Annotated in this window: 16 protein-coding genes; 14 read left to right on the top strand and 2 right to left on the bottom strand. The window is 42.7% G+C overall.

Annotation, left to right across the window (positions count from 1 at the left end; genetic code table 11):
* Window positions 1-51 precede the first annotated feature (51 nt).
* The 12 genes from GSF13_RS00090 (at window position 52) to asd (ending at window position 16,739) form a co-directional block, all read left to right on the top strand.
* Window positions 52-2,406 carry a GH92 family glycosyl hydrolase gene (locus GSF13_RS00090; protein WP_211865497.1) on the top strand — a complete coding sequence of 785 codons (2,355 nt, stop codon included), beginning with the start codon at window positions 52-54 and terminating at the stop codon, window positions 2,404-2,406.
* Window positions 2,406-3,173: a basic secretory protein-like protein gene (locus GSF13_RS00095; protein ID WP_211865499.1), complete on the top strand. Its 768-nt coding sequence runs from the start codon at window positions 2,406-2,408 to the stop codon at window positions 3,171-3,173. Before GSF13_RS00090 ends, GSF13_RS00095 begins: the two co-directional genes overlap by 1 nt.
* A 197-nt stretch (window positions 3,174-3,370) precedes the next feature.
* Window positions 3,371-5,260 carry a methyl-accepting chemotaxis protein gene (locus tag GSF13_RS00100; protein ID WP_019647596.1) on the top strand — a complete coding sequence of 630 codons (1,890 nt, stop codon included), beginning with the start codon at window positions 3,371-3,373 and terminating at the stop codon, window positions 5,258-5,260.
* A 249-nt stretch (window positions 5,261-5,509) separates the two neighbouring features.
* Window positions 5,510-6,259 (top strand): DUF3450 domain-containing protein, encoded by a 750-nt coding sequence (locus GSF13_RS00105; RefSeq protein WP_211865501.1) that lies wholly within the window; start codon window positions 5,510-5,512, stop codon window positions 6,257-6,259.
* A gap of 14 nt (window positions 6,260-6,273) precedes the next feature.
* On the top strand, window positions 6,274-7,641 hold the full coding sequence (locus tag GSF13_RS00110) for a MotA/TolQ/ExbB proton channel family protein (RefSeq protein WP_102058115.1): 1,368 nt from the start codon (window positions 6,274-6,276) through the stop codon (window positions 7,639-7,641).
* Window positions 7,642-7,643: 2 nt separating this feature from the next.
* Window positions 7,644-8,171 (top strand): MotA/TolQ/ExbB proton channel family protein, encoded by a 528-nt coding sequence (locus GSF13_RS00115; RefSeq protein ID WP_010378705.1) that lies wholly within the window; start codon window positions 7,644-7,646, stop codon window positions 8,169-8,171.
* Window positions 8,172-8,193: 22 nt separating this feature from the next.
* Window positions 8,194-8,604: a biopolymer transporter ExbD gene (locus GSF13_RS00120; RefSeq protein WP_010378708.1), complete on the top strand. Its 411-nt coding sequence runs from the start codon at window positions 8,194-8,196 to the stop codon at window positions 8,602-8,604.
* Between the two features lie 9 nt (window positions 8,605-8,613).
* Entirely contained in the window at window positions 8,614-9,219 is a 606-nt protein-coding gene (locus GSF13_RS00125; RefSeq protein ID WP_010605501.1) for an energy transducer TonB, read from the top strand.
* A gap of 21 nt (window positions 9,220-9,240) precedes the next feature.
* On the top strand, window positions 9,241-10,551 hold the full coding sequence (locus GSF13_RS00130; RefSeq protein ID WP_010605500.1) for a CDC27 family protein: 1,311 nt from the start codon (window positions 9,241-9,243) through the stop codon (window positions 10,549-10,551).
* A gap of 192 nt (window positions 10,552-10,743) precedes the next feature.
* Complete coding sequence (locus tag GSF13_RS00135) at window positions 10,744-12,414, top strand: hypothetical protein (protein WP_010605499.1); 1,671 nt, start codon at window positions 10,744-10,746, stop codon at window positions 12,412-12,414.
* A 77-nt stretch (window positions 12,415-12,491) separates the two neighbouring features.
* Complete coding sequence (locus GSF13_RS00140; RefSeq protein WP_211865503.1) at window positions 12,492-15,179, top strand: TonB-dependent receptor; 2,688 nt, start codon at window positions 12,492-12,494, stop codon at window positions 15,177-15,179.
* Between the two features lie 444 nt (window positions 15,180-15,623).
* Complete coding sequence (gene asd, locus GSF13_RS00145; RefSeq protein ID WP_102058111.1) at window positions 15,624-16,739, top strand: aspartate-semialdehyde dehydrogenase; 1,116 nt, start codon at window positions 15,624-15,626, stop codon at window positions 16,737-16,739.
* Between the two features lie 32 nt (window positions 16,740-16,771).
* Here the strand turns inward: asd and GSF13_RS00150 are convergent, their stop codons facing one another.
* On the bottom strand, window positions 16,772-17,116 hold the full coding sequence (locus GSF13_RS00150) for a hypothetical protein (RefSeq protein WP_010605496.1): 345 nt from the start codon (window positions 17,114-17,116) through the stop codon (window positions 16,772-16,774).
* Window positions 17,117-17,306: 190 nt separating this feature from the next.
* Between GSF13_RS00150 and GSF13_RS00155 the strand changes: the two genes are divergently transcribed.
* On the top strand, window positions 17,307-19,301 hold the full coding sequence (locus GSF13_RS00155; protein WP_211865505.1) for a methyl-accepting chemotaxis protein: 1,995 nt from the start codon (window positions 17,307-17,309) through the stop codon (window positions 19,299-19,301).
* A gap of 6 nt (window positions 19,302-19,307) precedes the next feature.
* Entirely contained in the window at window positions 19,308-19,757 is a 450-nt protein-coding gene (locus GSF13_RS00160) for a GNAT family N-acetyltransferase (RefSeq protein ID WP_211865507.1), read from the top strand.
* Between the two features lie 321 nt (window positions 19,758-20,078).
* Here the strand turns inward: GSF13_RS00160 and GSF13_RS00165 are convergent, their stop codons facing one another.
* On the bottom strand, window positions 20,079-21,305 hold the full coding sequence (locus tag GSF13_RS00165) for an FG-GAP repeat protein (protein WP_249122653.1): 1,227 nt from the start codon (window positions 21,303-21,305) through the stop codon (window positions 20,079-20,081).
* Between the last annotated feature and the right edge of the window lie 83 nt (window positions 21,306-21,388).

The following is a 21,388-nucleotide window of genomic DNA, read 5'->3' on the forward strand; positions in this document are numbered from 1 at the left end:
ATAAAATAAAATTGGAACGCTCCAATTCAAAACAAAAACTAGGAGAGAGTAATGCGAGCTAAAACTTGGGCGTTGGCAATCACACAAAGTGTGTTGTTATGCGCAACAGTTCACGCCACTGAATCAAATACACAGTGGGTCGATACCTTCATTGGTACTGGCGGTGATGGCCACACCTTCCCTGGCGCAGTCGTGCCATTTGGTATGGTGCAATTAAGCCCAGATACAGATAACCCCATGCGCGGTGTTTCCCCTCAACCAGAAATCTACAAGCGCTGCGCTGGTTATCACTATGACGACCATACTATTGTTGGTTTCTCCCACACGCATTTCTCTGGTACTGGTCACTCAGATCTTGGCGACCTGCTGATCATGCCAATGACAGGCGAAGTAAAACTCGATGCTGGTACCGCTGAAAATCCAGACATAGGGTATCGCTCACGCTTTTCTCACGACCAAGAATGGTCTGAACCTGGCTATTACGGTGTTGACTTACTCGACTATGGTGTGAAAGCCGAAGTCACTGCAACCACGCGAGTGGGTATGCATAAATACAGCTTCAACAAAGCAAAACAGGGTCATGTATTGCTTGATTTGACCTCAGCAATCTATAACTTTGAGAATAAAGTGATTTGGAGCGACATCCGCAAAATAAACGACACCACATTGGTTGCTTACCGCGCAACTAATGGCTGGGCGCGTAACCGCCAAATGTATTTTGCCATCGAGTTCTCAAAACCTATCGCTGACTATCAGTTTTATAATCTAGACAACAACCGTTATCGTTGTATGAATTGCTTAGGAAAAGACAGCAAACACTCTACGATTGAGAATACCGCAGTAAAAATGACAGCAGGTAAAGCCGTTAAGTTTGTTGCAAGCTTTGATAATTTAGACGAAACGCCACTGTTGGTGAAAGTCGGACTTTCTGCAGTTAGCCGCAAAAACGCATTAGAGAATCTTAAAACTGAAGTACCAAGTTGGGATTTTGATAACGTTCGCGAAAATGCCAAGTCTCAGTGGGCAAATTATTTAGATAAAGTCGACGTGGAAGGCACCAAAGCGCAAAAACGTCAGTTCTACACTGCGCTCTACCATGCGCTACAAGCGCCTAATATCTACCAAGATGTCAATGGACAGTATCGAGGCGTTGACGGTGAAATTCATGACGGCAAAGGTTTCGAGCACTATACCTTATTCTCGTTGTGGGATACCTATCGTGCATTACATCCATTGCTCACTTATATCGACCCAGACCGCGTATCCGGCATGATCCAATCTATGCTGGTACATTATCAGCAAAGCTATGAAAAAATGTTACCTATTTGGTCGTTCCATGCCCACGAGACATGGACCATGATTGGTTATCATGCGGTTTCAGTCATTGCTGATGCATATCTAAAAGGGATCAGAGATTACGATATTGATTTAGCAGTAGAAGCAATTGAAAACACGGCTAACAACCCAGTGTACGATGCCATCCCTGAATACAAGAAGTTTGGCTATGTACCAATGGACGTACTTCCTGAGTCTATTTCTATCACTCTTGAATATGCTTACGATGATTTTGCCATCGCAAGAATGTATGAAGCGATGGGCAATACCAGTAAAGCGAAAGACTATTACCAACGTGCGATGAGCTATAAAAATGTGTTCAATAAAGAAACCGGTTACATGCAAGGGTTAGATTCAAAAGGAAACTGGGATCCCGAATTTGACCCTTTTGAAGCAAAATACATGGGCCCATACACCGAAGGTAACGCGAAGCAATATAGCTTCTATGTACCGCATGATGTAGCTGGCCTGATTGAATTAATGGGTGGTGATGATGCATTTGAAGCGCGTCTAGATGCACTGTTTGATACCCACCTTTCTGAAGAGATGATCAAAGAGCACGAAGATATTGCAGGCCTGATTGGTAACTATGCCCATGGTAATGAGCCTAGCCATCATATTGCCTATTTATATAACTACGCGGGTAAACCGTGGAGAACCCAAGAGCGTATTCGTCAGATCATGGATACCTTAAGCTCAGACAAACCGGATGGCCTTGCAGGTAATGACGATGTAGGTCAGATGTCTGCTTGGTATATATTCTCTGCGATGGGCTTCTATCCTGTTGCGCCAGGCGACCTAAGCTACGCGATTGGTGCGCCTCAAGTGCCAGAAGTTACGTTGAAACTTGCAAACGGCAAAGCATTTAGAACTGTTGCGAAAGGTTTCAGTGACAAAAACAAATATATCAAGTCCATTAAATTAAATGGAAAACCGCTTAAGCGCAGCTACATCACACATAACGACATTATGAATGGTGGTACATTGGAGTATCAAATGTCTAGCAAGCCGAATAAAGCATGGGGTCAATCCAAGACGCAGAGACCGCCTTCGTTGTCGGAGTATAAGTAATGGTTAAAGCAGGAATATTTCTTGCGGCTATGACCACATTTGCAAGTGCGCCGTTCGCACTTGCAAATGACATCGATAATGCCGCAGCGCAATTAAAACCGATCGCGTTTCAGTCAGACTTAGCATGGCGTCAATTTCCTCTACCAGCCGTCTCGCTAAGCAAAACGACTAAAATTAACCATTTCGCATGGCAAGAAATTGATAACAAAGTAATAGAGCAGATAAGTTATAACGTGGCTAGATTACTTTATAAAGATATGACTAGCGCGCCTAAGCTACCAACCCTCCATATCGTCTTTGAAGACCTAAAAGGGGTTGCATATAAAGAGGGCGATTTTAACGGCGCAACAATCCATATCAGCGCAAACTACATGGAAAACTTTTCTACATCGCACAGTGAAACAGAATCAGTCGACGAACTTATCGGTATTCTCTATCATGAAATTGCCCATGCTTATCAGCTAGATGATCATAACTACAAGGAAATAGGGCCAATCATTGAGGGAATAGCAGATGTTGTTAGACTAAAAGCTGGGTATATTCCTGATGATACCCAAAAGCCTGGTGGCAACTATAAAGACGGCTATAAAAATACAGCATTCTTTATCGATTGGTTATCGAAGCAAAGTAACCGAGACCTACTTCAGGAGATCAATGCTCAATTGGACCCACATGACGACATAAAGTGGGACTGGCAATACTTTGAGCAATCAGCAGGTGTTAAATTAGATACTGCTTGGCGACATTATCAAGCGTCGTTACTGTAACGCAAGGTGAGCGAAGTCTCACCTTTATTTAACATTCACTCTAAACCTCTCTCATTTCCTGCCGATAATCAAAGACAAACCTTTGAGTTTTTGATAAAAATAGTTACAAAGGAATCCAATTCCTAAATCTATTAATAATAATCGGCCAACAAGTGTATTGTTTGGCTGAAGAAAAGAACAAGTTCAACAGGATCATGATGTTTAAAGCGCTAAAGTTCACCACCAAAGTAACCGTAGCAGCCTCCCTTGTGTTAGTGATTGTGCTCGGCTTATTTACCGTAAACAACTTTCTTGTTATGCGAGACCAAACTCAAGCTCGACTTACCTTGGTTTTACAAGAGATTTCAAGCTCGGTTTCACAGAATATCGCCAATTGGCTCAATGACAGACTTGAAATCGTGGTCTCGATTGCTGATGGACATAGAGCTGATGACTCCACTGAACAGATCAGAAGACGGTTAAAAACCGCAGACACTGCGGGGGATTTCAAAAACGTTTTTATTGGCACGCCAGATGGAACATTTGTGTTGGACGATCCAAGTATCCAACTTCCTGCTGATTTTGATGCGACTAGCCGCCCTTGGTACAAGCTCGCTGAGCAAAAACAAGATACCGCATTTACCGCACCTTATATCGACGTTACCACCAACGAATTCACTATCTCAGCCGTTGTACCTGTAAAACAAGGAGGCCGTTTCGCAGGTGTGGCAGGGGGGGACATCGACATGTCAACCATCACAGAAATTATCAATGAAATTGACTTCTTAGGGTTTGGTTACGGTTTCTTACTTGATGAAAGCGGTAAAATACTCAGTCATCCAGATACTAAACTGAATGACAAGCCGATGTCAGAGCTGTTTGGTAAACGCCTGTCATTAAATCGGGATTTCACGGAGCTTGAAATTGATGGCACAGAAAAGCTCGTTTCATTTGTAAAAATGAAAGGCATTAAAAATGTCGACTGGTATCTTGGCGTTGTCATTAATAAAGAAATCGCCTATTCGTCCGTATCTTCTTTTAGAAATATGGCGGCTATCTATATGCTACTTGGCGTGATTGCGATTGTGGTGATGCTACAACTATTGCTCAAGTATCTGATGCGCCCGATGTACAATCTCAATGCAGCCATCAAAGACATCGCCCAAGGTGAAGGTGACCTTACTCGTAGATTAGTCGTAGAAAATCAAGATGAATTTGGCGAGTTATCCGATTATTTCAACCAATTTATCGATAAAATTCATGCTTCTATTACGCAGGTAAAAAATACTACAGTAACACTTGAAAACGTCGTAAATAGTTTGGTTGCGCAAACGCAAGATACCTTATCTATGTATACAGATCAGTCAAAGCGCACCGATAGCGTCGCGACAGCGATCAACGAGCTTTCTTCAAGTGCACAAGAGATCTCAAACAATGCAACCCATGCTTCAGAACTTGCCAGTAACGCCAACAAGCTTTCTGTTGAAAGCCAACATTCACTCACTCAAAATATTGAAGAAATCGCTTCACTGACACAAAAAATGTCTCAGGCACAAGACACGCTGGATGGATTGGATAAACTCTCAGGCAGCATAGGGCAAGTGCTTGAAGTGATCAAAGGAGTTAGCGAGCAGACCAATTTACTGGCGTTAAATGCTGCCATTGAAGCGGCTAGGGCAGGTGAGGCCGGACGTGGATTCGCCGTCGTTGCCGATGAAGTAAGGCAATTGGCACAGCGCACGCAAGAGTCAACGCAAGAAATCGAAAGCACTATTGCACAACTACAACAAGGTTCTGCTTCAGCTGTGGCCGTAATGAAAGCGAGTTTAGAAGACTCAGCAAGAAGCGCCGATAGAGCCAATGCTTCAGGTACTAAAATGCAAGAAGTGAGCAATTCGATTGATGCCATAGACGGCGTTAACCATGCAGTTGCCAGCGCCACCCACCAGCAAAACACCGTAATCCAAACATTAGATAGCGACATTCATCATATTAGTGACCTCAGCCTGCAAGGCAGCAATAACCTAACCGCAACCCTTGAAGAGTGTAAGTCATTGAAACTACAGTTCGACGAATTAGAACAAATGGTGCTCAAGTTTAGAGTCTAACGCCATCTCACTAGAGCTTAAAAGCCGCTTAACAAAAGCGGCTTTTTTGTGATCCTTTTATGACACGAAACACCTGCAACATCTCATTAACCAACAAAATTTCATTAAAAACAATAAGTTAATTGATTAATGTAATTTCAATGACAGCTGTCACATTTGTGTATTGGTTGCGCAACATGGTTGTCATTTTTCGTAATTAGACTGCACCCAGTTTTTTAGCAACTAGCAATAATTTATAAGGTGTATGCGATGAAGTGCGTTAACCACTTGCTTATAGCAGGTATGCTAGCAACGGCCTCTGCCGGAGCAACAGAATTAAATCAAGCGATGGACAAAAGTGCAGCTATCAATGAATCTGCATTAAAGTCTCAAGGGAAAATCGATGGTATTGCAGACGATATGCAGTCTCGTTTGCAAAAGTTCAAGACGTTGAACAAAGAAATCGACGGCCTATCTGTTTACAACGCTCAATTAGAAAAACAAATCAAAAACCAACTTGAAGAAATGGCAGCCATTAACACCTCTATGGATCAGGTTTCGGTGATCGAGCGTCAAATCACACCTCTCATGATGCGCATGATCACAGGTCTGAAACAGTTTGTTGAATTAGATGTGCCTTTCCTTCCTAAAGAGCGTGCTGAGCGTATTACTCAGTTAACTAACTTGATGGACCGTGCTGATATTTCATCAAGCGAAAAGTTCCGCCGCGTACTTGAGGCTTACCAAGTCGAAGTTGACTACGGACGCACTATCGAAGCTTACACCTCATTACTTGACGTGAATGGACAAGAACGTGAAGTAGATTTCCTACGAATTGGTCGTCTTGTGCTGCTTTATGTCACAAAAGATGGCAGCCAAGCTGGTTTTTGGAACAAAGACAGTAATGCTTTTAACGCATTACCAGATACCAATATCAGCCAAATCAATAAAGGCATTCGCATCGCACGTAAGCAGTTAGCACCTGACATGTTAACGCTTCCAGTTCAGGCTGCAGAGTAATAGGTGAGACCACTATGAAATTCGTACAAAAATTCACTAAACACGCTATTTTCGCAACAACACTTGCGTTAACCGCATCTGCGCATGCTGAACAAGCATTAGATTTAGATTCACTACTAAAAACCTTAGAGCAAGGGCAAACGGCACAAACAGCCCAAAACAAACAACGTGAAGCCGAGTTCAAAGCGCAGCAAAACAACCAAATCCAAATGTTGAATGCGTTAACGGGTGAACGTAACCAAGCGTTGGCTAAATCAGAGCGTCTAGAAACCAATTTCGAAGAAAACGAAATAAAACTGGCCAACCTAAGTGACACGCTTAGCAAGCGTATGGGTACATTAAAAGAGCTATTCGGTGTGCTTCAACAAGTAGCTGGCGACAGTTCAAATAAGTTCGCAACGTCAGTTGTATCAGCTGAAATTAAAGGTCGTGATGATTACATGACTGAGCTTGCGAAAAAGATGGGCTCAACATCGCGTCTAGCATCAATCGAAGACATTGAAAAAGTCTGGTTTGAGATGCAACGTGAAATGACGGAACAAGGTAAAGTGTCGCGCTTTAATACCGAAGTTATCGTAGCCGGTGGTACCAAGCAAAACAAAGAAGTGCTTCGCGTCGGTGCGTTTAACTTAATCGCTGATGGTAAATACCTGACTTACAACAATGATACACAAACGCTTTCTGAACTGACCCGTCAGCCAGCGTCTCGTTTCACCTCAACAGCGGGTGAATTACAAAATGCGAAGACCGGTTCTGTCGATTTTGCCCTTGACCCAACAGGCGGTTCAATTCTCGGTCTACTAGTACAAGCGCCAAATACCGAAGAACAAGTACACCAAGGTGGCGCGGTAGGTTATGTGATCCTAGGTGTTGGTTTACTGGCACTACTTATTGCAATTGAGCGTTTTGTATCACTCATGTTGATGGGTTCTAAAATCAACCGTCAGCTTAAAGATAGTGTTGCCCGTGACGACAACCCGCTAGGTCGTGTGATGAAAGTGAAAGAGCAATACCCAGATGTGGCTTACGATACGCTAGAACTTAAGTTAAGCGAAGCAATCCTTCGTGAGATGCCAAAGATCACTCGTAACCTGACTTTAATCAAAATTATTTCAGTCGTAGCACCGCTACTTGGTCTACTCGGTACAGTGACCGGTATGATCAACACCTTCCAAGCAATCACCTTGTTTGGTACGGGCGACCCTAAACTCATGGCTGGTGGTATTTCTCAGGCCCTCGTAACCACCGTACTTGGTCTGGTTGTCGCTATCCCAACCGTATTCCTTTACACACTACTAAACACACGTTCTCGTAACTTGCTCCTTATTCTTCAAGAGCAGAGCGCGGGGATCATTGCTGAGCGTAGCGAGAAAGGAGCGTAATCGTGGTTTTATTGCTTGATGCAATTAACGCTTTACGTGAATTCCTTGATACAGGTGGCCAGGTTCTCCTGGTCATCGGCTTCGTAACCTTCGCCATGTGGCTACTTATTCTCGAGCGCTTCATGTTTGTGTTCGGTAAATACAGAGGCTACAAAAACGAAGTCCTACAAGCTTGGAACTCGCGAAATGAGCGTAACAGTTGGAACGCAGAGCAGATAAGACAAGCAACTATCTCTCGCGTGGGGATCAAACTCAACGCCAACTTACCATATATCAATGTCATGGTGGCACTGTGTCCTTTACTAGGACTCCTAGGCACGGTAACTGGCATGATTGAAGTATTTGATGTAATGGCGATCACCGGATCAGGCAGTGCACGCTCTATGGCATCTGGGGTATCAAAAGCAACTATCCCGACAATGGCAGGCATGGTTGGCGCGCTTTCGGGTGTATTTGCATCGACCTACCTTCAGCGTAAAGCCAAGCGTGAAGTTGAGTTGTTAGAAGATAAAATGCTACTAGACCATTAAGCGGTCGTGTGAGGAAAGAATTATGAGAGCACCACTTGCAAAAGTATTCCAAGAAGAAGAAGCAGAAGAAATCAACATGACGCCAATGCTGGACGTTGTATTTATCATGCTTATCTTCTTTATTGTAACGGCCTCTTTCGTTAAAGAAGCGGGTATTGATGTTAACCGCCCAGAAGCGGCCACTGCAGTTAAAAAGCAAAGAGCCAATATCCTGGTTGCAATTTCAGATACTGGTGAAATTTGGATTAACAAACGCCAAGTAGACATCCGTGCAGTTCAAGCAAATATTGAGCGTCTTAAAGCGGAGAATCCGCAGGGTAGTGTGGTTATTCAGGCTGATAAAAAGGCAACTACTGACACGCTAATTAAAGTAATGGATGCATCACGCGCAGCTGGCGCATTTGATGTTTCGATTGCAGCACAGGAGTCATAGGAACATACCATGCGTTACTTAATTGCTTTAGTAATTGCAGGCATAGTTACCTTTTTCCTTTTCTTGGGTATGCAAGCGCTTATCCAAGGAGGGGAAGGAGCAATGACAGATCCTGTAAAAGGACAAGTACTAGATTTCGTCCGTCTTAAAAAAGAAGAGACGGTGGAGAAAAAAGAGCGTAAGCCACAAAAGCCACCAACACCTAAAGAGCCGCCTCCACCAATGGATGCACCACAAACCCAGAACAACAATCTTGACGCAACAGGCGGCAACTTTGACTTTAGTGCCAATGTGGACGCTGACGTAGATTTGGCGAGTGGTTTAGCACTTGAGTCCAGTGATGGTGAATATCTGCCAATCGTTAAAGTTGCGCCGGTATATCCAAGACGTGCTTTATCACGCGGAATTGAGGGGTATGTGATTGTTGAGTTCATTGTAACTAAACAAGGCACTGTGAGAAACCCTGTTGTAGTAAGCGCCGAACCGGAATCAATCTTTGACCAAGCAGCGCTTGATGCGGCATTGAAATTTAAATACAAACCTCGCGTAGTAAACGGTGAACCGGTTGAAGTTGCGGGTGTTCAAAATAAGATTTCATTTCAAATTAATGGCTAACTGCCATTAAGGATTGCGATTATGAAAATGTTTAAAAAAATTACGTTAGTAAGTGCGTTATTTAGCACAGGTTTAATAGCGCCGAGTCTCATTTCAGTCATACCAAATGTTAATTTGGCAACGGCTTATGCTGACTCAGAAACTAAAACCAAGCGTGTGCCCGCGCTACGCGAAAAAGTGTATAGTCAACTGGCCCGCGCGCAAAAACTTGCAGACGACGGGCAAGTTGCAGAAGGCCTCGCCGCATTAGATTCGGTGAAAGAACGCGTTTCGAGTATGAATAGCTACGAAGTGGCAATGATGTATAACTTCTATGGCTTTATTTATTACAACGAAAACAAGCTCGACAAGGCCATCGAATCTTTCAAAGCAGTTATTGCGGAAGAATCTATTCCTGAGTCCCTGCGTCTTTCTACGACATTTAGCTTGGCTCAATTGGCCATGGCAAACAATGATTTTGAAAGTACATTATCATTCCTTGATCAGTGGAAAGAAGCTAATACCCAGGCCCCAAAAAGCAACTTTTATATTTTAAAAGCGCAAGCGCAATATCAACTAAAAAAATATAATGACGCGATAAGCAATATAAATACTGCGATTAATTTAGTTGAAGCCGAAGGTGAACTACCAAAAGAAAACTGGTTAGTTCTTCAACGAGCGATATATTACTCATTAAATCAGCCGAAAAAAGTGGCGGATGTTTTAGAGAAAATGGTTACCCTTTATGACAAACCACAATACTGGATCCAGCTTGGCGGTATGTACGGTGAAATAGGAGCCGAGAAAAAACAGCTTGCAACATTTGAAACTGCGAAGCAAAGGGGCTTTATAAAATCAAAATCTGATTATATGCAACTTGCTCAAGTCTATTTAATGAACGCCCTGCCTTTTAAAGCAGCGCAAGCACTCGATAACGGAATAAAAGCAGGTGTCGTTGAAGACAGCGCCAAAAACCTAACTTTTATCGCAGAAGCTTTCGTTCAAGCAAGAGAAGATAAAAAGTCACTACCTTTCTTCCTAGCAGCAACTGAAAAAGTTGAACATGGCAATTTAGATCAGAGACTTGCAGAGATCTACTTAAATCTTGAACAATATGATGAAGCCGCAGATCACGCCCGACTTGCTCTCAATAAAGGCGATTTAACGTTTGAGTCTAACGCCTATGTTGCACTTGGAATGGCACAGTTTAACCTGCAAAACTTTGATGCTTCTATATTGGCCTTCGAACAAGCTGAAAAGCACAAAAAATCAGCAAACCTCGCTAAGCAATGGATTAAATATGTGAAGCGGGAAAAAGTTCATGCTGAAACATTAAAACAAGCTTTATTATAATATTTTATAATCGCAACACCAAAGCCGCCTTCGGGCGGTTTTTTTTATTTTTAAAAGTTCCAATTTTTATTATGAAGATTTAATTACAATCATTTTGTGTAATCTTCGTGTAATAAAACCCCATTAATTTAGTCACATCATTTAAACACAGTAAAAAAATAATTTTTTAAAAGTCTACTATTGGAGTTAGCAATGGAACTAAAAAACCTCTTCAGAGTCTCTGCAATCGTCGCTGCTATGGCACTTACTGGTTGTGGTGGTGACATCGAAGTTACACCTACTGTAAACGATAACAGCACTAACAATTCAAACAATACAACAAACAATAGCGATTCAGGCGGTGATACAGGTGGCGATACTGGCACAACTAACCCCTGTACAACTCGCGCTGTAGGAAGCACTGAAGTTCAAGGTACGTTCCAAGCACCACACTGTGTATACGGCACTGACTTTGCTTCTAAATCGCTAGAAGTACAAGGTGATGTTACATTCAAAAAGCTTGAGAATGGCGGCGCTCACGTATTCAAAGGTGCACTTTTAATCGGTAAAGATTGTAACACATCAACAGGTTGTACAATCGAGGCGAACGGTCCAACACTAACTGTAGAGCCAGGTGCTGTAATGGCATTCACTTCTGGTGAGTCAGTGGTTCGTATCGCGCGTGGCGCGAAGATCAACGCAGTTGGTACTGCAGCCGAGCCAATTCGTTTCACTTCAGCAGCAGAATTTGACGCATTTAACCTAGCAGGTATCGGTCCACAGTTTGCTGACTGGGGTGGTATCATGGTTAACGGTTTTGGTATCACAAACGAATGTACCGATGCAGAGCGTGATGGCGACCTATGTAATGCAGATTCTGAAGGTGTAACAAGCTACTATGGCGGTAAAAACAACGCAGATAGCAGCGGTCAAATCAAATATGCGCACATTTGGTATGCAGGTTCTGGTCCTCGTGATGGCGGCCCTGGGGACGACTTAAATTCACTAACACTGAATGCTGTGGGTTCTGGTTCAAGCTTCGAATTCCTTCACATTCACCAAGGTTTTGACGATGGTATCGAATTCTTCGGTGGTGCTGCAAACATCAAAAATATCGTAGTAACGGATACTCAAGATGATGCTGTTGACGTTGATGCAGGATGGCAAGGTAAAGGCCAGTTTATCCTTGTTAAGCACGGTACAATTCAAACTAAGCGTGACGTTACTTATGCTGATGACAACGGCGACGCGGTACTAATTCCTGCGGGCACAGAAGGCTTCATGGGTAACAATGGTTTTGAAACCGATGGTGAAAAAGCAGCAGGCCCTGATTACAGCCAAGCACCAGCATCTACGCTTAATTTTGCAAACGTAACTGTGTTAACGACTGATGGTAACTCAATTCGTGATGATGACGAATCACAAGGTATGAAGTTTGACGATGCAATCCGTGGTATGTATTACAACGCATTAGTAGTTAAATCATCAGCTGCGAATGGCACTGAATGTTTAGAATTTAAAGATGATAAGGCTGCTGCAAACGCTGAAGCTGATACGCTTAACTATGTAAGCTCTGTACTTGCTTGTGCTGCAAACTTTAAAAATGGTTCTGACCCATTACCTGCAGGTGAAGGTAAAGAAGACTGGTTTGTTAACGCAGGCTCTAACCAAATTCTAAACGGTGCAGCTGACGTAATTGCAGCTGACGGCTTCTCAACAAATTCAAGCTCTACCGCTATCACTGTTGAAGCAAACGACCTAAGCAGCCTAAATGACAACTTCTTCACGACCGTTGATTACATTGGTGCGGTATCTGATAAAGATACATCTTCTGAATGGTATCAGTGGGTTAAGAAAGCAATTGAGGCTTCAAACGCTGACTAATTATCCGTAATGACCTTAGTTATTACAATTAAGGCGCAGTCATTGCGCCTTTTTTATGATTTTTGGCAGGATTGCATATGGATACTCAAATGAAATTTAAAAAAGTTGCTTTAGCCATCAGTACGGCACTCACAGTCGCAACTTCTCTACCAAGCGTTGCAGAAGAAGAACAGGCAATCGAAGAAGTTGTTGCGGTAGGTACTCGTTTGCAAGGTAGTGCTGCGGCGGTAATTGAAGAACGTAAAAACCAAGCCTTCGTTGCGGATATCTTAGGCGCAGAGCAGCTATCTAGAACAGGTGATAGTGATGCAGCATCCGCGCTACGTCGTGTTACCGGTCTCACGTTAGTTGACGGCAAGTTTATCTATGTTCGTGGCCTAGGTGAGCGTTACTCAAGTGCTCGCCTGAATGGTGCCGCAGTACCGAGCCCGGACTTAACTAGAAACGTTATTCCACTCGATATTTTTCCAGCAAGCATTATTGAAAGTCTAGCGGTACAAAAAGCTTATTCTCCATCAATGCCTGCTGCATTCGGTGGTGGTAACATCGATATCCGTACTAAGTCTGTACCATCGGAGTTCACCGCAGGTATTGAGGTAGGTATTGGCCAAAACTTTAATTCTGATAAAGGCTTTACCTACAGCGGTACCACGGAAGGTATACCTCAAGTACTACAAGATGCAGTTGTAAGATATCGTGGTAACTTTGACATCGGCGAAGTTGTAGACAAAAACGGTTTCAAAGATAAAGACGGGCTAACACGTGCGGATCAAGCAATTGACGTGATCAAAGGTTTTGTGTCATCACTTCCTCGCGATATTCAAGTCAAAGAAGAGTCCCTAGATCCAAACTTTGATGTAAAAGCCAACATTGGCAATAGTTTCCAAGAAGATTGGTTAGGCGGCACGGTAGGCTTTATGCTTGCGGGTTCCTATGACAACGATTGGAATTATAGCGACCGCACAACAGGTGTTATTGACGACACATTAGGTGAAAACTGTACTTCAAAACTAGAAACCGCAGAAGACACAGCCAATTCCTGTTATGTGACACTTAAAGAATCTAAAGTAACGACTGAAACTGAACGCCTAAATGGTGTATTCAATATCGGTTACCGCTTAGATCAGCATAGCATTACTTATTCTAAGATTTATCTAGAAGATAACGAAACCGAATCAGAGTTTTCCGTGTTACAAAGCCCTAACGGCAGTACCGTTAGAACAATTGCGGGAACGGGCGCGGCACAGCGTTCACATCAGTTTGATTACGAAGAACGCACGTTGGATATCGACCAAGTGATTGGTCAACACACGTTCCTCGATTACTGGGGGGTAGGCTTTGACTGGCAGTATACAGAGTCAAAAGCGCAAACCGATATTCCAACAGAAATCGACTTTAAGTTTATTGATAACTATAACGAAGACGGCTCTTATAAAAACTCCATCGTTACCGGTGATGATAACCGTATAACGTACGCCTTTACCGACATGGAAGACAACGTAAAGTCTTACAGCGGCAATGTCACCTTACCGTTAACCTTCGAGGGCATAGAAATTACCCTCAAAGGTGGTTATGACTTTATGGACAGAGCGCGTGTTTACAATACCAGTAACTTCGTTGTAAACAACAAAAGTGGTATATCCATCCCAGTAAACTTTGATGAGTCTGAGATCTATGGATTATCGGGTTATCTTGACGATGAGTTTTTGAACAACAACACTTTCTTGTTGACCTTCAACGAACCTCAGGCACCAGCGGCAGACGATTATATCGCGGCTCAAAAGATTGATGCGGGCTATGGTGAGTTTGATATCTTCTTCGACAATACCTGGCGTATTAGTGGTGGTATTCGTTACGAAGACTTTAAACAAGTGTCACTTGCAACATCGAGTCTGATTTTCGACCGCATAACGATGGAAACGATTTACGATGAAGAGCGTATTTTAGCCGGTACCGTTAACGAAGATAACTTCTTTAACGCACTATCGCTAACGTATCTTTCAGACGGTAACTATCAAGTACGTTTTGGTTATGGTGAAACCACAGTACGCCCTGACTTACGTGAGTTAGTACCGGTTGCCTACTATGATCCACTAACCGATATCCGCACCTTCGGTGTAGCTGGCCTAAAGAGTAGCGACCTGAAAAACTATGACGCGCGCTTTGAGTACTATATGGATAATGGCGACAACTTCTCAGTTGCGGCATTCTATAAAGACATCACGGCACCAATAGAAACCATCTTACGGGTTGGTGATGAAGACTATACAGCAACCTTCGTAAATGGTGAGGAAGGCGAAGTATACGGTATCGAAGCCGAGTGGTTATATGACTTATCGAGTCTTGCGAGTGGCTTCTTTACGTCAGGTAACATCACCTTAAGTGATTCTGAAGTATCGATAGATCCTGCTCGTGCAGGTAACTTAACCAATCCAACAAAGCGTATGACGGGTCACTCAGAGTACGTAGTTAATATGCAATTAAACTATGACTCGGCTGATGGTCAACACAGTGGTTCATTAGTGTATAACGTCTTTGGAGAGCGTATTTTGGCTTCTGGGATTGGTGGTAGAGATGATGCTTATGAGCAACCATTTCATTCGCTTGACCTAGTATATACTTGGTATCCAGACTTTAACTCTAAAGTTAAATTTAAAGTCAAGAACTTGCTAAGTGAAGATCAAGAAGTAACTCAATCTGACGTGGTAGTAAGACAAAAAGATGTTGGCACCTCAGTTAGCCTGAGCTACAGCTACGAGTTCTAAGGAACAACTAAGCTTAAACCAAAGCCAAGGCCCGCCTTGGCTTTTTTGATCTTTATCAATCTTTCTAAATTTTTTTATTTGTTATTCGTTATTTCATAGACTAAGTTCTGTAACTTTGTGTATAGTTGGTCTATATATAAAAATATATCTAAATACTTCAGTAAGTTACTAGCTTGTTAATATACTTGTCATATTTAACTAGTAACATTATTTAAGAGCTTTAAAAACAAAACCATAGCTCGTTTCGTACCGAGTTCTTGTTGACGCAAATGCGTTAAATTAGGACAACCTTTACATGTTGTATCCAAACCCCGCCATGCGGGGTTTTTTATTTTTTAAAATCCTGATTTCTAGCTAGTCCACTGCGTATTCTTTTGCTATGGTAGCCATCTAGACATACGACTCACGCAATGATCCGTATAATCAAGAATTAAGGCACATAACATGAAAAAAGTAGGACTCGTCGGCTGGCGTGGAATGGTTGGCTCCGTGCTGATGGAGCGTATGCAGCAAGAAAATGACTTTGAGGTCATTGATGCACACTTCTTTACTACCTCGCAAGCAGGCCAACTTGGCCCCGTTGTGAAAGGCGGTGGAGAGCCAAAGCCGCTAAAAGATGCAAGCGAAATTCTATCGCTTAGCGAAATGGATATTATCATCTCTTGCCAAGGCGGAGATTACACCAAATCTGTATATCCTTCATTGCGTGAACAGGGCTGGGAAGGCTATTGGATAGATGCAGCTTCAGCACTGAGAATGGAAAAAGACAGTATTATTGTGCTTGATCCGGTCAACAAAGATGTCATCCAACAAGGTCTTGAGCAAGGTGTAAAAACCTTTGTTGGTGGTAACTGCACGGTTTCTCTTATGCTACTAGCGCTTGGTGGTTTATTCGAGCAAGACTTAATAGAGTGGGTGAGCCCAATGACCTATCAAGCGGCATCAGGTGCAGGCGCAAGAAATATGCGTGAACTCATCACTCAAATGGGTGAGATCCACAGCTCGGTTAAAGCACAACTCAACGACCCAAGTTCAGCCATCTTAGAAATCGATAAGCTAGTGGCAGAAAAAATCAAAGATGAATCTTTACCACAAGATCAATTTGGTGTGCCGTTAGCCGGCAGCTTAATTCCATGGATTGACGTTCCAATGCCGTCTGGGCAAAGTAAAGAAGAGTGGAAAGCACAAGTAGAAGCAAACAAAATCCTTGGCTCGTCAAAGCAGCCCATTCCTATTGACGGATTGTGTGTACGAATTGGCGCGATGCGCTGTCATTCACAAGCGCTCACCATCAAGTTACGTGAAAATCGAAGTGTCGAAGAAATAGAAGCGATTCTCGCTGCACATAATGAATGGGTTCGCGTCATTCCAAATGAGCGTGATATTACGGCAAAAGAGCTAACTCCTGTAAATGTCACTGGCACACTGAATATTCCGATAGGCAGGATAAGAAAGCTCACAATGGGTGAAAAATATATCAGTGCATTTACTGTTGGTGATCAACTTTTATGGGGGGCGGCAGAGCCACTTCGTAGAATGTTAAGGATCATTACAGGTTAATTTCTAAAGGCGCCGTTGGCGCCTTTTGTTTTTTAATCGATAACTTTTGTAAGACCGATTAAGGCATTTTCACTCTCACCATCGTGGCATCGAGTATCACCGCTATCTCTATTTTCAATAACTAAGCGATATACAGTGCGGTATTTTTCACCTTCACGGATAGCATCTAAAACCGGAGCCAAAAGGTAGTGCTGTTCTGGATAAATAATAACAGGCTCAAGATCGACTCCGGACTCACGCTCAAACCTAACTTCGTAGCTATTATTACCATTTGAATATAGGTCGTACACAATGCCTTTACACGTAAATACAACCGCATATGACTTCAATGAGATAAGCGCAAGGCTCACTAACATTAGTTTGATAAATCCTTTCATACATTCCTCTATTTAATTTTGACGCCAATACCATTATCAGCAACAAGAAGGTAGCAACACTGCATTACCATTTGTTTTCAGAAAAGTTACTTTAATTACAATGTTTGTTACAAAATATCTCACCTTAATTTTGTTGGGCTATAGTTACCTTGATTAAACAATAATCTACGCTCGCGCTACGGAGAGACGAATGGGTATTTTGAAAAAATTTTCGATTATGCAGCTCACGATGATAAGTTCTATCTCGCTGCTTGCATTTTTACTATTTTTAGTTGGCAAAAACGTTTTGAATAACTGGAGACAGTACAATGCGGCCGATCAAGATATCAACTATGTCGTTTTACTCGACGCCATTGAGAAAGTAGCGCATCACCATGCGGTAGAGCGCGGCTTAACGGCAGGGTTCCTTGGTAATCCAAGTAGTGATAACAAACGAAAGGTCGAGGCGCAACGTGAAATTGCCGACCAAACAATATCAACGCTTAAGAGTATTCACTCTTCACTGTTTCTTAAAGATAAAAATGTGCAAAAATGGTTACCTTATATTTTTGAAGTGGAAGCCAATAAGAACCGCGTAAGAGGTGAGGTCGACAGGAAGAATGGCAGTAATGCCTTTGCTTACTACAGCAAACTTAATCAAGTTTCATTAAACACAGCAGCAAAAATTCAAGTCTACGTATCAGATAGAACCCTATCTTCTGAACTTTCTATTGCTTTCCTTATTGCCCAAAGTAAAGAGCGCCTTGGACAGATCCGTGGCAAAGTGAATGGTGTGCTTGCGAAAAAAGCAATGTCAGACACCCTCAAAGACGATATCAAGTACTATCGCCAACAGCTAGAGATGTCATTACATCAATTAGAAACCGCACTCGAAGGTACAGGCCAAAGCAACGTACAAACTATTTTATCTTCAAGCGAGGCAAAAGCATTCAATCAAATTCTTGATACTCTTGAAAGCCAAGGGCAAGTTGACTTTAGTCGCTTACCTTCAAGTGCCGAGTGGTTTTCTGCTGCGACAAGTTTAATCGGTAAGTTCAAGACCAAACTCGATTCCGTATGGGAAATAACAATTAAAGTTAGCCAAGAGCACAAATCAGATATCGCATTTGAAAGTATCTTAATGTTTATGCTTTTTGTCATCGTTCTCAGCTTTATCGCGCTCGTCAACTTTCACCTCATTCGCTCATTACGCTCGGAGCTTTCACAATTAACGAGCATATTAAAACGCGTAGCTGAAGAGGGCGACTTAACTTTAGATATGCGCTTAAACACTCGCGATGAGCTTGGGCAAATCTCCGAGTCAATTTACAATACAATTTATGCGTTTAAAGATTTAATGGTTGGCTTAGCCAAGTCGGTACAGGTAGGTACGAAACTTGGCGAAAAAATGCATTTAGCAGCCTCTAACGTCAATGAGGATGCACAAAAAACCCAAGGCATGGCATCTTCCATTGCGGTTGCAATAGAAGAAATGGCCGCAACCAGCCAAGAAATCGCAAAACTCGCGCAAGATACGCTGGATGCCAGCGACCAACTTAACATCGAATCACAGCAGTTACTTGCAGACAACCAAAAAAACTTAGACACCATGAAAACCCTCTCGACAAGTATGAACGCCGTCGACGAGATGGCCGCGAGTATGGAAAAGCAGGTATCTGAAATAAACACTATCTTGGATTCAATTCGCAGTGTTGCCGAACAAACTAACCTGCTAGCACTCAATGCCGCAATTGAAGCAGCCCGTGCAGGCGAGCATGGCCGCGGCTTTGCTGTTGTAGCCGACGAAGTGCGAGGACTTGCAAACAACAGTAAACAATCTTCAGAGCAAATTTCCACGCTGTTACTTAGCCTGTCAGAGATAAGCCAAAGCGTTGTGAAATCAATCAGAGAAAACACACTGCTCACACAAAATACCATGAACGAAGTAGAAGAAACGCGTAAAGTATCGCTCAGAGTAAACGAACACAGTTCGCATGTTGAAAAACTCACGACTTCGGTTGCCACAGCAGCTTGCGAACAGTCTGAAGTGGCCGCCGATATATCACAAAATACCGCTGCTGTACTTGACGCTGCAAACCATGAATTAGATACGTCAAAAGCGTTAAATGAATTGTTTAAAGATATGAAACTAAACAGCGATACGCTACAACGTACAATGGATATATTTAAAATTGATAAGAGCTAGCACCATATGAATATTCGAGAGTTGACAGAGGAAGACTATCCGAGAATTTTTGAGATCTATTCGAAATCTAAGCTGGATGAGCTTCGTTTTGAGAAAAAGACATTTCAGCTCTTACCTCTAGAAAATGATGAAAAGAGACTATCAGCGCTAAAGGAATCAAAGATATACGTTTTTGATGATGGGAGTATTCTTGGGTTTGGAGCAATATTTGGGTCAGAGATTAGGGCACTATTTGTTTGCCCTAGTGCTAGAGGTAACGGAATCGGAAGAAAAATACTTGAATTCCTTTTGTCACAAATATGCGGCAGGGCGAACCTTTTTGTCGCCAAGACAAATGAGCCTGCAAAGGAGTTATACAAGGCATACGGATTCGAAGTGTCTGATGAATTTCTCACTGAATATAATGGCGAGTCAGTGTATGCGAATGAAATGGTTCGTATAAAAGGGCAGTACTAGCAAGACGAAGTGATATGAACTTCAGATAGCTAGAACGTGTACTTTGACGTTTTTAGCTAATACGTGTCGCAAACGAAAGTTAGCGCTGATAAGGTCAAATATATAATAAACACATGAAATAAGTTCTCTATCGGTCAAACAACGCGTAAAAAACGGGCGTCGTTTATTTAACCGATACCAAATGTCTTCTTTAAAGCCTTTCTTGTTGCTTGAACGATTCAAAATGGCACCAAGTCAACTGTTAAATAAGGGCCTATCAATCTCACTCTGACAGCCAAAGTCTGAGCTTAACGAACCAAGCTCAGACATTACCAATCGCTATTATTCCACCAAATCCAGAATATAGGCGGCACCTGAGCCTTCTCCTTTGTCATCACGGTGGGGAGTTGCGATGATGGCGGTGTTATTTGAAACCGCAATATTCCAACCAAACCTATCTTCTGGCGCTGCATCATTGGCAAATACCTTAGACGCATATTGCCATTGGCCTTGTTGTTTTTTGTATAGATAAAGTGCTCCCGCGTTATTACCTTTTTCATCATGGTGCATGGCGGTGATAAACGCCATGTCCTTACTTAACGCAACACCGCGTGCAAATCTATCATCCGCTTTGGCATCTGGAGCCACTAATTTTTGAGTTTGTGTCCATTTATCATTTGTTCTCTCAAACAGATATGCAGAGCCGGCGTCTTTACCTATCCCATCGATATCATCTCTTCTGGCAGAAATAAGGGCTGTATCTCCAAAAATAGCCACGCGAACACCAAAAATATCGGTGTTCCCACCATCATTTGCCATCAGTTTTGCTTGCGAATTCCACTTTTTACCATCGAATTGATAAACATAAACCGCACCAGCTTTTTCTGCTTTTTCATCATTCAAATCTGCGCCGACTAAAATGGTATCGCCATCTATTGCTACGCTAATTCCGAATAAGTCCCCATCAGCGCCATCCCTTGCCGTCAACTTTGACTGAAAATGCCAGCTATTGTTTTCTCTCACGTATACATACGCTGAACCTGAGTCTTTGTGTGGCGCATCGCTATGTGGTGCGCCGATCACTAAAAATTGCTCGGTGAGGGCAATGCTTTGTCCAAAGGCATCACCCGCTTTTGCATCGTTGGCGGTTAAAATTTGTTTTTGTAACCAGCTATTTTCTGTGCGCTCAAAAGCAAACACCGCACCGGCATTTTCTCCTTTATCGTCCCGATTTATCGCACCAAGCATGGCAATATTATTCTTGAGCGCAACGTTGCCGCCAAGCGTGTCACCAGCGTTGGCAGGCTGCGCGATGAGCTTTGCTTGTTGCTGCCAGCCAAACGCACCTAGCGTGTATAGGTAAGCTGCACCAGTATCCTGACTCGTATTAGTATCAACTTTGTGGGCACCAACTAATGCAGTTGTGCCGTCTATCGCTACGCTATAACCAAACTGATCTTCTGCTTTACCATCATCGGCCAATAACTTTTGCTGCACAGCCATACTTTGACAGGCTATCACTAACGCCAAACTAGGGAAGTATTTTAAAATAGAGGGGGCTTTCATCATTATTCTTTTTGTTTTCGATATAGGGAATAAACATAGTATTCCACTGCTTACGACTTAACAAGAGGTTGTGTTTTTAGCAAAGT

Origin of the sequence: Pseudoalteromonas sp. M8, from assembly GCF_018141365.1 — a bacterium.
GTDB lineage: Bacteria > Pseudomonadota > Gammaproteobacteria > Enterobacterales > Alteromonadaceae > Pseudoalteromonas.

Bases quoted from the DNA above. Each gene is read 5' to 3' on its own strand.
- GSF13_RS00090 (WP_211865497.1), top strand. From the start codon at position 52: ATGCGAGCTAAAACTTGGGCGTTGGCAATCACACAAAGTGTGTTGTTA.
- GSF13_RS00095 (WP_211865499.1), top strand. From the start codon at position 2,406: ATGGTTAAAGCAGGAATATTTCTTGCGGCTATGACCACATTTGCAAGT.
- GSF13_RS00100 (WP_019647596.1), top strand. From the start codon at position 3,371: ATGTTTAAAGCGCTAAAGTTCACCACCAAAGTAACCGTAGCAGCCTCC.
- GSF13_RS00105 (WP_211865501.1), top strand. From the start codon at position 5,510: ATGAAGTGCGTTAACCACTTGCTTATAGCAGGTATGCTAGCAACGGCC.
- GSF13_RS00110 (WP_102058115.1), top strand. From the start codon at position 6,274: ATGAAATTCGTACAAAAATTCACTAAACACGCTATTTTCGCAACAACA.
- GSF13_RS00120 (WP_010378708.1), top strand. From the start codon at position 8,194: ATGAGAGCACCACTTGCAAAAGTATTCCAAGAAGAAGAAGCAGAAGAA.
- GSF13_RS00125 (WP_010605501.1), top strand. From the start codon at position 8,614: ATGCGTTACTTAATTGCTTTAGTAATTGCAGGCATAGTTACCTTTTTC.
- GSF13_RS00130 (WP_010605500.1), top strand. From the start codon at position 9,241: ATGAAAATGTTTAAAAAAATTACGTTAGTAAGTGCGTTATTTAGCACA.
- GSF13_RS00135 (WP_010605499.1), top strand. From the start codon at position 10,744: ATGGAACTAAAAAACCTCTTCAGAGTCTCTGCAATCGTCGCTGCTATG.
- GSF13_RS00140 (WP_211865503.1), top strand. From the start codon at position 12,492: ATGGATACTCAAATGAAATTTAAAAAAGTTGCTTTAGCCATCAGTACG.
- asd (WP_102058111.1), top strand. From the start codon at position 15,624: ATGAAAAAAGTAGGACTCGTCGGCTGGCGTGGAATGGTTGGCTCCGTG.
- GSF13_RS00150 (WP_010605496.1), bottom strand. From the start codon at position 17,116: ATGAAAGGATTTATCAAACTAATGTTAGTGAGCCTTGCGCTTATCTCA.
- GSF13_RS00155 (WP_211865505.1), top strand. From the start codon at position 17,307: ATGGGTATTTTGAAAAAATTTTCGATTATGCAGCTCACGATGATAAGT.
- GSF13_RS00160 (WP_211865507.1), top strand. From the start codon at position 19,308: ATGAATATTCGAGAGTTGACAGAGGAAGACTATCCGAGAATTTTTGAG.
- GSF13_RS00165 (WP_249122653.1), bottom strand. From the start codon at position 21,305: ATGATGAAAGCCCCCTCTATTTTAAAATACTTCCCTAGTTTGGCGTTA.